The organism is Acidovorax sp. (assembly GCF_046339755.1).
Classification (GTDB): domain Bacteria; phylum Pseudomonadota; class Gammaproteobacteria; order Burkholderiales; family Burkholderiaceae_C; genus Acidovorax.
On sequence record NZ_JBKDTZ010000015.1, the window covers coordinates 17,122 to 30,741 of the forward strand.

Here is a 13,620-nt window from a genome sequence, read left to right on the forward strand (position 1 = left end):
CGGTCTTGCAGGGAGCGGTATGGCCAGCATGGAGGGAAGAACCGGACCGGAGTCGGTGGTGGGGGGAAGAATGGAAAAGGACTGTGGCCCTGCGCCGCCAACCTGTTGGCGCAACCAGCCAGCATTTCTAGACGTAAAAAGTGTTCCCTGCAACCTTAAAAGGACAATCCTACACCGGGAAGTCGGGCGGCCTGGTCCCGCAAAACCCGCATGGGGCCCTGCGGGGCAGTCGCGCAGGCAACCTTCGTGCAGGGCGAGGCTTGCTAGCCTTCATGGCATGCAGATCTCCGAACTCGCCCGCCGCACCTCGGTCTCGGTGCATGCCCTGCGGCACTACGAAAGCCAGGGCCTGCTGCTGCCCGAGCGCCGGCCCAACGGCTACCGCGACTATGCCGAAGGCACCGAGCGCGAGGTGGTCTTCATCGCCATGTCGCGCCAGCTCGGCTTTGCGCTGCCGCGCATCGCCGGGCACCTGGCGGATTTCCGCAGTGGCCGGCTGAGCATCGCCACCATGGTGCAGGCGCTGCAGCAGCGCGCGCAGGAGCTGGCCGACCAGGCGGCCCTCTTGCAGGCGCAGCGCCAGAAGGTGCTGGAACACATGGCCTGGCTGCAGGCCAGGGCCCCTGCGTCGCCTGCCCCGTCCCCTCCCGCAGCACCACCCTGGCCGCGCGTGCGCCGGCGTGCCGCGGGCCCTTCCTCGCCAACCCACCGGAGCCCACCATGACACACAGCCCCACCACCCCGGCCGGCCTGCTGCAGGCCCATGTACTGGCCATGCCCATTGCGCAGACCCTGGGCTTGCGCTTCACCCGGGTGGCCCCCGGGCGCGTGGACCTGGAGATGCCCATGCAGGAATCCCTGTGTTTCCGCACAGGCCAGCTGCAGGCCACGGCCGTGTTCGGGCTGGCCGACTTCGCCGCCGTGGCGGCGGCCGGCAGCACCCTGCCGGCCGGCTGGGTCAATTCCACTGTGGATGCCCAGGTGAAGCTGCTGGCCCCCGCGCGCGGCCACTGCCTGCGCGCCAGGGGCCGGGTGGTGAATGCCGGTCGCACACTCACCGTGTGCGCGGCCGACGTCTATGCGGTGGCCGATTCGGGCGAGGAGACCTTGTGCGCCACCTTGCTGGCCACGGCGCACAACACCGAGGCCAGGCAAGCCCCCGGCCCGGCGGTTGTCAGTTGAGGGCTCTGCGGGCGCGCACTGCCTGGGCCAAGCCTTCGAGCACCGGCACGGTCTGCGCCAGGCTGATGCAGGCGTCCGTCACCGACACGCCATGTGCCAGCGGCTGGCCGGGCACGATGTCCTGGCGGCCTTCCTGCAGGTGGCTTTCGACCATCAGGCCGGTGATGCGCGTGTCGCCCGCGGCGATCTGCCGCGCCACGTCCTCGGCCACGGTGATCTGGCGCTGGTGCTGCTTGCTGCTGTTGGCGTGCGACACGTCGACCATCACCTGCGGGCGCAGGCCGGCCGAGGCCAGCATGGCGCAGGCGGCCTCCACATCGGCCGCGCTGTAGTTGGGCTGTTTGCCGCCGCGCAGGATCACGTGGCAGTCGTTGTTGCCGCGGGTCTCGAAGATCGCAGCCTGGCCCATCTTGGTCATGCCCATGAAGGCGTGCGCGGCGCTGGCCGCCTGGATGGCGTCGCTGGCCACCTTCACACCACCATCGGTGCCGTTCTTGAAGCCTACAGGGCACGACAGGCCGCTGGCCAGTTGGCGGTGGCTCTGGCTCTCCGTCGTGCGGGCACCGATGGCGCCCCAGCTCACCAGGTCGCTGATGAACTGCGGGCTCAAGAGGTCCAGGAACTCCGTGCCCACCGGCAGGCCCAGGGCCAGCACGTCCAGCAGCAGGGCGCGTGCCATCTCCAGCCCCTCGTTGATGGCGAAGCTGCCATCGAGGTGCGGGTCGTTGATGTAGCCCTTCCACCCCACGGTGGTGCGTGGCTTCTCGAAGTACACGCGCATCACCACCAGCAGCTCGCCGGCCAGCGCATCGGCGTGCTGCTTGAGGGCGCGGGCGTACTCCATGGCCTGGCCATGGTCGTGGATGGAGCACGGCCCGACCACCACGATGAGCCGGTCGTCCTGGCCGTGCAGCACGCGCGAGATCGCGGCGCGGCTGGTTTCCACAAGGGTCTGCGCGGCCTCGGGCGCGGGCTGCCACTCCTGCAGCAGGGCCGGGGTGATCAGCGGGCGCACGGCCTTGATGCGGGTGTCGTCGATGCGGGTCGTGTCGTGGGTGGACAGCGCTGCCGTGGCGGTGGTGTGTACGTGGAGGGTCATGGTGGCTGCCATTTTCGCCTTGGTCGCGGGAGGGCTTTGCGCTAGGGTTTCGTCCTACAGCCTTTCGCCCCTGCCGCAGATATACCTAGGGCCTGCCCTAGCCAGTCCAACCGCCCGTCCCCAGGAGTTTCCATGGCCATCCAGAACGCCCTTGCCAGTGTCGCCGTCAGCAGCCTGCCGGATGCCGTGCAATGGTATGGCGCCCTGTTCGAGCGCGGGCCCGATTCGCAGCCCATGCCCGAACTGGCCGAATGGACCCTGCCGCAGGGCGGCTGGCTGCAGGTCTACGAACTGCCCCGGCGCGCCGGCCGCTGCTCGGTCACCCTGGCGGTGGACGACATCGACCGGCAGGGCGAGCAACTGGAACGCATGGGCGTGGACACGGCCCAACGCTCCAACAGTCGCAAGGTGCGCGCCATCCTGGTGACGGACCCGGACGGCAACCACCTGGCCTTTGCGCAGGCCCTGGGGCGCACTCAGCTCTCGAACTGAGGGGGTCAGGGCCGACGGAAGGCGGGCCGCTGGCCCGCCCAGTGCTTGGCGCTCAGTTGGTCCAGCCGCACCGTGCCGCCCGTGGACGGCGCATGCACGAAGCGCCCCTCCCCCACATAGATGCCCGCATGGTTGGGCTGGCGCCCGGTGCCAAAGACCACCAGGTCGCCGGCACGCAACTCGCCTCCTTCGATCGGGTAGCCCCAGGTATTGAGCGCGGCCACAGTGCGTGGCGGCGGCGTGCCGACCTGGTTGCGGTAGACATAGCCGATCAGCCCGCTGCAGTCGAAGCCCGAATCCGGAGTGTTGCCGCCATAGCGGTATGGCGTGCCCACCAGGCCCAGCGCGTGGATGGCGATGCCGTGCGCCTGGTCCGGGCTCAGCGGCGGCGTGGTGCGGACCGGGGCGGACGGGAAGGAGGAGGACGACGAGGGGGGCCGGGAGCTGCCGCAGCCTGCGATCAGCAGCGCAGCGGACACCAGGGCCAGGCAGGAAAGGGCACGCATGGATTGCAAGCGTACCGTACCCTGCGGGCGGGGGTGAATGCCCCGCCGTGGCGCCTGCCTTTTGTGAAGGCCCGCGCCACTGTGGTCCCTGTCTTTCGTTACACGGTTGCAGCCGCTGCCCGGGCGCCTTCGCGGCGTTCGGCGAGCCGGTTGGCCACGCTCACGATGGCCTGTACCGAGGCCGTCACGATGTTGTGGCTGGCGCCTGCGCCAAAGGTGGAGCCGGCCACGCCTTCGAGCGCGGCCTCCACGATGGCCAGGGCCTGCGCGTTGGCGCCCGTGCCCGTGGCGCGTTCTTCGTAATGATCCACGCGCAGCGGCAGGCCCAGGGCGTCCACCGTCGCAGCGATCGGGCCATTGCCCTGCCCTTGCAGCGTCTGGCGCACGCCATCGATGCTCACGTCGAGCTCGATGCCCTGGCCGTCATCGGCCAGTTTGTGGCCGTGGCAGACGATGGCGGCCTGGGGGCCCGAAGCCAGGTAGGTGGACTGGAACAAGGACCACAGCGCATCGCCCGTCATCTCGCCTTCGCTGGCATCGGTCTGGCGCTGCACCACGGCGCTGAACTCCACCTGCATGCGCCGTGGCATCACCACGCCGTGCTCGCGCTCGAGCAGAAAGGCGATACCGCCCTTGCCCGACTGGCTGTTCACGCGGATCACGCTGTCGTAGGTGCGGCCGAGGTCCGCCGGGTCGATGGGCAGGTAAGGCACTTCCCACAGGGCGTTCGGGTCCTGCGCGGCAAAGCCCTTCTTGATCGCGTCCTGGTGCGAGCCCGAGAACGCGGTGAACACCAGGTCGCCCGCATAGGGGTGGCGCGGGTGCACGGGCAGGGCCGTGCATTCCTCGGCCACGCGCGCCACGGCGGTGATGTCCGAGAAGTCCAGGCCCGGGTGCACGCCCTGGGTGTACATGTTGAGCGCCAGGGTCACGATGTCCACGTTGCCGCAGCGCTCGCCGTTGCCGAAGAGGCAGCCCTCCACGCGGTCGGCGCCGGCCATCATGGCCAGCTCGGCCGCGGCCACGCCGGTGCCGCGGTCGTTGTGCGGGTGCACCGAGAGCACCACATGCTCGCGCGGGGCCAGGCGCCGGTGCATCCACTCGATCTGGTCGGCGAACACAGTGGGCGTGGCGTTTTCCGCCGTGGTCGGCAGGTTGATGATGATGGGCCGGCCCGGGCCCACGCCCCAGGCCTTGATCGCCGTCTGGCAGGCGCGCAGCGAGACTTCGAGCTCGGTGGCGCTGAAGGTCTCTGGCGAGTACTGCAGCGTCCATTGGGTGCCGGGCTCGGCATCGGTCAAACGCTTGAGGTGCGAGACGTTCTGCTCGATGAACTCCATGACCTGCGTCACGTTCATGCCGAACACGATGCGGCGCCAGGCCGGTGCCGTGGCGTTGTACAGGTGCACGATGGCGCGCGGTGCGCCGCGCACGGCCTCTACAGTGCGCTCGATCAGGTCGGCGCGCGACTGCGTCATGACCATGAGGGTCACGTCCTCGGGCACCAGGTCTTCGTCGATGAGGCGGCGCACGAAGTCGAAATCGGTCTGCGAGGCGGCGGGAAAGCCCACCTCGATCTCCTTGAAGCCGATGCGCACGAGCTCCTGGAACAGGCGCATCTTGCGCTCGCCGTTCATGGGCTCGAACAGGGCCTGGTTGCCATCGCGCAGGTCGGTGGACAACCAGATCGGCGCCTGGGTGATGGAACGCGAGGGCCAGGTGCGGTCGGTGAGTGCAACCGGGGCGATGGGCTGGTACTTGGTGGCGGGCTTGGCAATCATGAGAGGCTCCACGAACAGGTGCGTGCAGTGCGCCATGCGGTGGGCGCTGCCTGCATGCAGGTCAAACGAAATGAATACGGATGACGTCCCCTGCAGCCCTTTGCACAGGTGCAAAGGCTGGTTCGCGGGCCGGGGTCAGGGGGAAATCAGGTGTTGCGCAGAACGGCAACGGTGGCGAACGCAGGCAGACCCCGGCCAGGCACTAGGCCTAGAGCTAGGGTGGATAGGGACATGCTGCGTTGCATAGAGGCAAATGCTAACACGGGCTTTGCCGCGCTGCCAAGCCCTGGATTTTTAGCCGCCCCGTGTGCGCCGGCTCCAGTCCTCGACCTCGCCCTGCTCCAGCCGCCGCGCCACCAGCTTCTGCCACGAGGGCGGCAACTGCGGCAGCGCTGCCAGCTCGCGCAGCAGGTCCGCGTCGAGCGTGCGGTGGTAGAGCACCTCGATCACCCAGGCCAGCGGCCAGGCCGCATGCGGGCGCGCCACCAGCGTGATGGCATCGCCCGCCTGCACGGTGCCGGCTTGGAGCACGCGGTAGTACCAGCCGGTGCGGCCCGTGCGCTGCACGGAGAGCGCCATGTCGCGCTGGCCGAAACGGGTGTTGAGCTTCCAGCAGGGCTGGCGCGTCTGCGCCACCTCCAGCAGCACGCTGCCCATGCGCACGCGGTCGCCCCAGCACAGGTCGGCCTCGGTCATGCCGGTGCTGGCGATGTTCTCGCCAAAGGCCCCTGGCTGCATCAGCATGGGCAGCTCTCCGAGTTCGTTGCGCCACAGCGCGTAGTGGCCCAGCGGGTACTGGTGCACGGCCTTGTCGGGACCGCCGTGGATGCGGGTGTCGCCCTGTTCGTCGCCCAGCAGGCCGTTCGCCTCCACGTGCACCGGGCCGGCGACGGCCTGCTTGGCAATGGCGCTGCGGGTGTCCGGCCGGCCGCCGAACGGCACGGCGGCCCCACGCAGCACGGCCGCCACCTGGCCCAGCACCATCGGGGTCATGCGGCCCCGGCTTCAATGCCGTCGAGCCAGGTGCCGAACACGGCCTCGGCCACACGGGCCAGCGCGGCGCCGTGCTCCTGGGCCCCGCTGCGCAGCGCATGCAGGTCCACGCCAGCCGCAGCGAGTTCGCAGGCATGGCCCACCAGCCACTGCTCGATGCGCGACAGGTCCGCTTCCAGGTGGAACTGCAGGCCCAGCGCATGCGTGCCGATGGCAAAGGCCTGGTGCGGGCACAGCGGGGTGGTGGCCAGGCCCTCGGCACCGGCCGGTATCTCGAACTGGTCGCCATGCCAGTGCAGCACCGGTGTGCCGTCGGCCAGGGGGGCCAGCACCGAGCGTGCGCCGCCCGGCGTGAGGGCCAGCGGCGCAAAGCCGATCTCCTTGTGCCCCATGGGCGCCACACCCGCGCCCAGGGCCCGCGCCATGAGCTGCGCACCCAGGCAGACGCCCAGCACCGGCTGGCGCCGTGCCAGCCGCTCGCGCAGCAGGGCCAGGGTGTCGGCGAGGAAGGGGTAGGCCGCATCGTCGAAGGCGCCGATGGGCCCGCCCAGCACCACCAGCAGGTCGGGCTCGGGGTGCAGGTGGTCCGCGAGCGGGCCCACGCCGGCCTCGTGCATGCGTACGGCATAGCCACGCTGTTGCAGCAGGGGGGCCAGCAGGCCCAGGTCTTCGAAGGGAACGTGGCGCAGCACAAGCGCGGTCTTCATGGCGGATTCCTTTTTTGTACTAATACATTAAAATGAATGTATGAGTACATTGTACGTTTCTGGAAAATCCGCTGCCGACATTGCCGACAGCCTGCTGGCCGCCGTGCGCGACGGAACCCTGCCGCCCGGCAATCCCCTGCCCGCCGTGCGCGTGGCGGCACGGCAGCTGGGCGTCAACCCCAACACCGTGGCGGCAGCCTACGCGCGCCTGCGCGATGCCGGCCACGTGGTGACGGACGGGCGCCGCGGCACGCGCGTGGTCGAGCCGCCTGAGCGCATGCCGCATGCCTACGCCGTACCCCCCGGCCTGCGCGACCTGGCCAGCGGCAATGTCGATGCTTCCCTGCTGCCCCAGTTGCAGGGCGGCCCAAGCGCCTGGGCGGCACTGACTTCCTCGGCGGGCTACGACGCTCCGGCCGATCTGCCCGCACTGCAGGCCGAGGCGCGCCATTGGCTGACGGCCCAGGGCCTGCCGTGCGAAGAGATCGCCGTGTTCTCGGGCACGCTCGATGCGGTGGAGCGGGCCCTGCGTGCGCACACGCGCCCGGGCGAGCGCGTGGCGGTCGAAGACCCCTGCTGGCCGCCCATGGTGGCGCTGCTGCACAGCCTGCGCCTGAAGCCCGTGCCGCTGCCGGTGGATGGCGAAGGCGTGTGCGTCCCCGAAGCCGGGGTGCTCGAAGGCTGTACGGCCCTGGTGCTCACGCCGCGCGCGCACAACCCCACTGGGGCAGCCATCAGCCCCGCGCGCTGGAAGGCGCTGCAGCCCCAGTTGCAGGCCCTGCCCCGGCTGCTCGTGGTGTTCGACGACCACTGGGGCCCGCTCAGCAATGCGCCGCTGGCCGCGGCGGCAGCGCTGCCTGCGCTGTGGCTGCACGTGGTCTCGCTCAGCAAATTCCTCGGGCCCGACCTGCGCGTGGCCGTGGCTACCGGCAGCCCCGCCCTGCTGCAGACCCTGCGTGCGCAGCAGGCCCTGGGGCCGCGCTGGGTCAGCCGCATCCTGCAGGGCCTGGCGGCCGCCCTGTGGCGGCAGATGCGCGACGGCAGCGCGCTGGCGCAGGCCGGCGGCTCGTACGCCGCACGGCGCCAGGGCCTGGTGCAGGCACTGGCCGCGCAGCAGATCACCGTGGCGCCCGGTGAGGGCCTGCACCTGTGGCTGCCCGTGGCCGACGAGGCAGCCGTCGTGCAGTCCCTGGCCTCGCGCGGCTGGGCCGTGCAGGCCGGCGGCCCGCTGCGCCTGGCCAGCGCGCCGGCCGTGCGTGTGAGCCTGGGCGGCTGCAAGCCCACGGACATGGCCCGGCTGGCGGCCGACCTGGCGCAGGCGCTGCGCACGCCGGGACGTGCCGTGTTCTGAGTTCTAGAATCGCGCCCATCTGAACCACCACCCCCTGCCGGAGACAACCCCATGCCCTACATGCTGCTCATCATAGAACCCCCAGGCCAGCGCGCCGAACGCGGCCTGGCCGCCGGGCAGGAGGTCTATGCGCGCATGCAGCGCTTCGGTGCCGGACTGCAGGCGCGCGGCCTGCTGCTGGGCGGCGAATCGCTGGCCAACGACACCGACGGCGTGCGCCTGCAGGTGCGCGAAGGCCAGCCGCGCCTGGTCGATGGGCCCTTCGCCGAGACCAAGGAAATGGTCGGCGGCTTCTTCCTCGTGGACTGCGCCACGCGCGAGGAGGCCCTCGTCATCGCGCGCGAATGCCCGGCCGCCGAGTGGGCGACCATCGAAGTGCGCGCCATCGCTCCCTGCTACGACGGTGCGGCCGCCTGAGCGGCCGCAGACCCGTCAATCGTCGTTCTCGGCCTTGCCCTGCGCGGCGTAGGCCAGGCCGATCTTGCGATACAGCCGGTGCCAGACGAATAGGTAGAGCACCACCACCAGGCAGGCCACGCCCAGCGCGGGGCGGAAAGGCGTCGAGAACACAAAGCGCCAGGCCCAGTACAGCTCCGAGAAGCCCATCAGCGCAAAGGTGCCCAGGCCCACCCACGGGCCCTCGGCGCGCCAGGCGCCCACCGACACGAAGGCGTGGGCGATGAGCGCGGAGAGTGCCAGCAGCGCATTGGTCACCATGGACAGCACGGGCCGCACCTCGAACCAGCCCGCCAGCCCCTTGAGCGTGGGCGCATCGTCGGACCTGGAGGTCAGCGCCGCCTTGACGATCATGGCCATGAACAGGCCCTTGCTCTTCCAGCCGCTCGAACCGGACCCGCCCAGCATCGCATCGGCCAGCTTGCGCGTGAGCCAGTCGTGGCGGGAGGATGAACCGCTGCTGCGATCGCCGTCGTCCTCGTCGTCCTTCTCCTCGGGCGGCAACTGCGCGATGGCTCCCGGCACATGGTCGCGCAGTGCCTCGGGCACGTGCTCCATGGCCCCACTGCGGCTGCGCACGGCGTAGGCGCACACAGTGAGGGTCCGCAGCGCCTCGGGCACCTCATCCAGGCGCCAGCCGCCGTCCTTCACATGCTCGATGCAGGCTTCTTCGTTCAGCATGGCCGGCGGGATCTGCCGGAACTCCTTGACACCCTGGCGCAGCGCCGCCGCATAGCGCTCGGGGGTCATCAGGCGCCGCGGCACGAAGCGCACGGTGTCTTCGTCGGCCTCCATGGCCACGTCCACCATGGCATCGGTGATGCGCTCGCGCGGAATGTCGGCTAGCGTGCGCGGGTGTGTGCCCAGTTGCTCCATCAATGTCGCGTCGTCGGCGGCACTGGCCTGCCCGCGCGCCAGCGCGTGCAGCCAGCGGGTGTCTTCGTGGTCGCCCCACTCCGACTGGAACTGCGGGTACAGGGACAGTACGGTGGATGCCTCCAGCGCTGCCTCCCGTTCATGGCCCAGGGCGCGGTGGGCGCTGGCCATCACGTAGTGGGCATTCTCGGGGTTGCTGACCTCCGAGCGGCCCAGCTGCGCGTCGGCGATAGCGCCTTCGTGGTCACCGGCCCACAGTTTTGCCCAGGCCCGCGTGACATGCCAATGGCTGGCCTGGCTCGGCTCGCCCTGCTTGCGCAAGCGCTCCAGGTGGTCCTCGATCATGCGGGTAGCCACCTTCACGCGCTCGGCCTCCGGCACCTCCAGGAACACGCTGGGGCTCTCCTTGAGCGCCGCCACGCACACCGCCACGCTGCGCATCGGCCGGGGGATTTTCTTGAGCGACAGGCCGTTGGTGCGTGCCGATGCCAGGCACAGTTCGGGGGTGACCAGGGCCGGCGGAATGTGCTCGATCAGGCAGCCATAGTCGTGCCGCACGGCACGTTCGGCCAGCTCGGGCGTGATCTTCGCCGGATCGATGTAGCTGATGTTGTAGATGTCGGACTTGAGCGCCGCGGCCTCCAGCGCATCGGTGCGCAGCCAGCGCGCCACGTTGCGCAGCGGCACCTCGGCGCGCACGGCCTTGAGCGCCATTTCGGGCGTGACCAGGCAGCCCCAGACGTCGTACAGGCTGTTCTTGTCCCAGGTGGTCGGCAGGCGGCTGCACCGTTCGTCGCGGTAGTCCCAGTCGCGATCCCCGGCGTAGAGCCCGCGTGCCAGGGCCAGGCCCTCGGCGGTCATGCATTCGGACGGGATCGCGGTCGCCGTGCGCACGTCCCTGCGGATCAGCGCCTCCAGCCGGGCAGGCGTGTGCAGGTATGCGGGCAGCCAGGACAGGTTGTCCACGTAGTGGGCCAGCGTGGCGTCGGCCATCGCATCGTCCATCCACTGCGCGGGCACGCGGTAGATCGCATAGTGGTCATCGGCCACGGCCTGCAGCCATCCCTCGCGGGTCTGGGGCTCGGCGGGCCTCGGCGCAGCGGTGCCGCCCTCGCCTGCATCCGCTTCATCCCCGGGCGTGCCCGCCACTGCGCTGTCGTGTGCGCGGCGTGCCGTCTCCAGGGCATCGAGGCTGGGCGAGGCCATCAGCCACAGTTCCCACCAGGCGTCCCCGTCGCCCGTATCCGAATGCGCGTACAGCGTCAGCCACTGCTCGCGCGACTCGCGCAGCACACCGCTGTCGCCGGGCAGGGCCTGCGCCAGCGGCACGGCCCAGGCGTAGCTGCGTTGCTCCCTGCGGTTCCACGGCACGATGCACTCCGGGTCTGCGTCAGGCTTGCCGTAGCGCGCGGTCAGCGTGTCCAGCAAGGCGGTGCGCAACTGCCCCACGGCATCGCCAAGTTCGCTGCCCAGGTAGTCGTAGTAGCCGTTGTGCTCTTCGCTGATGTAGGCGCGCGCGATGCGGCGCACGGCCACGGTGCGGTTGGCCTGCACGGTGGCTTCGTCCTCATCGTCGTCCTCGTATTCATCATCATCACCGTCGTCGTCATCGCGGGCACCATGCTCCGGGGAGGACTCGCGTTCCAGCGTTTCGCCAGCCGCCATGCGGTGCAGGCGTGCCTCGGCCTCGGCCAGCAGGTCTTCGGCCAGGGCGGTGACCTCCTGAGGCGCCACCATGCCTTCCAGGTGGTCCGTGGCGGGGGGTGTGAAGAACGGGCCTGGCGGCCGGCAGCCATCCAGCGCATTGCTGCTGCGCCACAGGGGCGTGCCGTCGGCCTGCTGCAGGGCGACCTGCTGGCCGTCGTACACGGCGCGCCACACCAGGGCACCCTCCTTGTCGACAAAGTGCACCTGGCCATCGCGCGTGAGAAAGGGCACCAGCGGGGTGTCCGGCTCTTCGCCCACCAGCCAGCCATCGCCATCGGTCAGCGGCTCCAGCAGCGGCTCGCCCACGGTGAACACCCGCCCGTCCGGGTGCAGCATGCCCCAGGTGCCTGGTCCGGCATCGCCCCTGCGCGGCGACGCGAGCACCACCGCGCAGCCGCCTGCGGCACGGAAGTGGCTGCCCCAGGCCAGCGCCGGTGTGGACAGTGCCGTGCCGTCGGCGCGCAGGAAATCCGTGCCGTTGTGCGTGTTGGCCGCCAGGCCGCAGACCATGCGGTCGGACAGGTGCCTCTCGCCCTTGACCACCACGCGGCCCCGGGCATCAAGGTAGCCGTGGCCGTTGTACCAGGATTCGGGCTCATCGAAATAGGCCAGGCCGGCGTCGTTGAATGCCTGGATGCGTGGGTAGCGCGGCTCCATCACCCACTGGCCGCGGGTGTCGATCAGGCCCCATTTGTCCTCCTCGATCGAGGCCGGGGTCACCGGCAGCTCGCCGAAGGGCCACACGAAGTCGAAGCGCGGCTCGATCACCCAGCGGCCGTCGCGGTCCACGAAGCCCTGCAGGCGCTGGTTCTTCTTGCGGTCCCAGTGCGTTGCGCGCGCCAGGCCGCCAGCGCCGAACAGGCTCAGGTCATGAAAAATCTGCTCCGAGGTGAAGCGCCCCTCGCGGTCGATGCTGCGCCAGGCGTTCTCGCCCACCTTCACGGCGCACAGCCCATCGCGGAAAGCCCGCGTGTCCTCGAAGCTTGGTGCTATCACCACCTCGCTCGCCAGGTTCACAAAGCCCCAGCGCCCGTCCTGCAGAAAGCGCGCCATGCCGTCTTCGGAATAGTTGCGCGCGTTCTCCAGCGTGGGCGGCACGCGCCAGCGGCCCTCGGCATCGATGTAGCCCCAGCGGCCATCGCCAGCCTGGGCGGCGGAGATCCAGCCCCCCTGCCCGTCGGCGTTGAAGCGAAGCAGGGAGCGCAGCCCCTCGGCCGGTGCCACGGCCCGGCCCGGGTGCACGATGACGTGGGCATTGCGGCTGCCGTCGGGCGACAGCGGGATGCTGGCGACCCACGGGGGCGCCGCAGCGGTGTTCTTTTCCATGGTTCTTTTCCTCCGCGCGGGATCGTAAGGGCGGGTCAGGGAGCGCGCAGCCAAAGACCCCGTGCGCCCGCGAAAAACCGGGCATTTGTCACGCTTGCAGCCACCGGGTCCTGCGGCCGGGGCCGGGCCGGCGCGGGTTCTGGGTTAGGGGTGTATCAATTCGTCAGAGATGTTGCCTTCAGTTCTGCAGGGAAAGGGCCGCTGCGCGCACGGCGGCCAGGAATTTGGCCGCGGCCGGAGTCGGCACGGCGCCCCGCCGGGTGATGGCGCTGATGGTCAGCTCGGGCAGGCGCTCGCGCACGGGTATGGCGCGGATGCCATGGCGCGCGAGTTCCCGGTCCAGCGCCGGGCGCGCGAACACGCTGATCAGGTCGCCCCGGCCCACCAGTGCGCGCGTGATCTCCATCGAGCGGCTCACCACGATGCGCTCGGGCGCGGGCACGCCGCCGCCGGCAAACAGGTCCTCGACCATGGCCCGGTCCCAGCCCACCCATTCCGCGTGCTGCAGCGCCGCCAGGCTGCGCGCCCGGGCACGCGGGTGGCCTACGCGCGCGCAGATGGCCAGCGGTGTCGTGAGCAGCTCCTCGCAATCGAGCTCGGGGCCGGTGCGCTCCACGCGGTGCTGCACCAGCGCCAGATCGAGCAGCCCTTCGCGCAGCGCGGGCAGCACCAGGGGTGCCAGGCCCTCGCTGAACTCCAGGGCGGTCGCCGGCAGTTCGGCGCGGAACAGTGCCAGCGCCTGGGGCAGCAGCGCCATGGTGGGAACGGAGGACACGGCCACGCGCACGCAACCGAGCTGGCCATCGCGCATCTGGCGCAACTCGTCGCGTGCGCGCTCGGCCTCCTGCTCCAGCAGGCGCGCACGCTTTTCAAAGGCCAGGCCGTACTCGGTCGGGGTGACGCCCTGGGCGCCGCGCACGAAGAGTGGCACCGCCAGGTGCTCTTCCAGTTCGCGGATGGCGCGCGAGACGGCGGGCTGGGTGATGTGCAGCGCATTCGCCGCCTGGCGGATGCTGCGCAGCTGCACCACGGCGAGGAAGGCTTTGAGCTGGTGCGGTTTCATGGCGGGTACTGGTCGGGGATTGGTGATGCATTTCCGTTTTCACGGCAACGAAATTGTGACTGTTCGCGGCATGGGCGCGGC

The 13,620-nt window shown here is 70.2% G+C and carries 12 protein-coding genes; 5 read left to right on the plus strand and 7 right to left on the minus strand.

Annotated features, from left to right (window positions below; translation table 11 throughout):
• Positions 1-277: 277 nt before the first annotated feature.
• Positions 278-724 (plus strand): MerR family DNA-binding transcriptional regulator, encoded by a 447-nt coding sequence (locus ACK59X_RS01540; protein ID WP_409954683.1) that lies wholly within the window; start codon positions 278-280, stop codon positions 722-724.
• Positions 721-1,182 (plus strand): PaaI family thioesterase, encoded by a 462-nt coding sequence (locus ACK59X_RS01545; protein ID WP_409954684.1) that lies wholly within the window; start codon positions 721-723, stop codon positions 1,180-1,182. The genes ACK59X_RS01540 and ACK59X_RS01545 overlap by 4 nt, the downstream gene beginning before the upstream one ends.
• Here ACK59X_RS01545 and ACK59X_RS01550 read toward each other — a convergent pair.
• Positions 1,175-2,281, minus strand: a complete 1,107-nt coding sequence (locus ACK59X_RS01550; RefSeq protein WP_409954685.1) for a 3-deoxy-7-phosphoheptulonate synthase — start codon at positions 2,279-2,281, stop codon at positions 1,175-1,177. The two genes, ACK59X_RS01545 and ACK59X_RS01550, sit on opposite strands and share 8 nt — an antisense overlap.
• A gap of 132 nt (positions 2,282-2,413) precedes the next feature.
• Between ACK59X_RS01550 and ACK59X_RS01555 the strand changes: the two genes are divergently transcribed.
• On the plus strand, positions 2,414-2,773 hold the full coding sequence (locus tag ACK59X_RS01555) for a VOC family protein (protein ID WP_409954686.1): 360 nt from the start codon (positions 2,414-2,416) through the stop codon (positions 2,771-2,773).
• 5 nt (positions 2,774-2,778) lie between these two features.
• Here the strand turns inward: ACK59X_RS01555 and ACK59X_RS01560 are convergent, their stop codons facing one another.
• The 4 genes from ACK59X_RS01560 to ACK59X_RS01575 form a co-directional block, all read right to left on the minus strand.
• Positions 2,779-3,279: a C40 family peptidase gene (locus ACK59X_RS01560; protein WP_409954687.1), complete on the minus strand. Its 501-nt coding sequence runs from the start codon at positions 3,277-3,279 to the stop codon at positions 2,779-2,781.
• A gap of 98 nt (positions 3,280-3,377) precedes the next feature.
• Positions 3,378-5,060, minus strand: a complete 1,683-nt coding sequence (leuA, locus tag ACK59X_RS01565) for a 2-isopropylmalate synthase (protein ID WP_409954688.1) — start codon at positions 5,058-5,060, stop codon at positions 3,378-3,380.
• A gap of 294 nt (positions 5,061-5,354) precedes the next feature.
• The gene (locus ACK59X_RS01570; RefSeq protein ID WP_409954689.1) at positions 5,355-6,053 is read right to left on the minus strand and encodes an MOSC domain-containing protein; all 699 of its coding nucleotides are present in this window, start codon (positions 6,051-6,053) and stop codon (positions 5,355-5,357) included.
• Positions 6,050-6,760: a glutamine amidotransferase gene (locus ACK59X_RS01575; protein WP_409954690.1), complete on the minus strand. Its 711-nt coding sequence runs from the start codon at positions 6,758-6,760 to the stop codon at positions 6,050-6,052. Before ACK59X_RS01575 ends, ACK59X_RS01570 begins: the two co-directional genes overlap by 4 nt.
• Before the next feature lie 40 nt (positions 6,761-6,800).
• Between ACK59X_RS01575 and ACK59X_RS01580 the strand changes: the two genes are divergently transcribed.
• Positions 6,801-8,111 carry an aminotransferase class I/II-fold pyridoxal phosphate-dependent enzyme gene (locus ACK59X_RS01580; protein WP_409954691.1) on the plus strand — a complete coding sequence of 437 codons (1,311 nt, stop codon included), beginning with the start codon at positions 6,801-6,803 and terminating at the stop codon, positions 8,109-8,111.
• Between the two features lie 51 nt (positions 8,112-8,162).
• Positions 8,163-8,528: a YciI family protein gene (locus ACK59X_RS01585; RefSeq protein WP_409954692.1), complete on the plus strand. Its 366-nt coding sequence runs from the start codon at positions 8,163-8,165 to the stop codon at positions 8,526-8,528.
• Positions 8,529-8,543: 15 nt separating this feature from the next.
• On the opposite strand, the gene ACK59X_RS01590 is transcribed toward ACK59X_RS01585, so the two are convergent.
• Together ACK59X_RS01590 and ACK59X_RS01595 are read right to left on the minus strand one after the other, a co-directional pair.
• Positions 8,544-12,476: a WG repeat-containing protein gene (locus ACK59X_RS01590; RefSeq protein ID WP_409954693.1), complete on the minus strand. Its 3,933-nt coding sequence runs from the start codon at positions 12,474-12,476 to the stop codon at positions 8,544-8,546.
• Positions 12,477-12,654: 178 nt separating this feature from the next.
• Positions 12,655-13,539 (minus strand): LysR family transcriptional regulator, encoded by an 885-nt coding sequence (locus tag ACK59X_RS01595; protein ID WP_409954694.1) that lies wholly within the window; start codon positions 13,537-13,539, stop codon positions 12,655-12,657.
• Positions 13,540-13,620 lie beyond the last annotated feature (81 nt).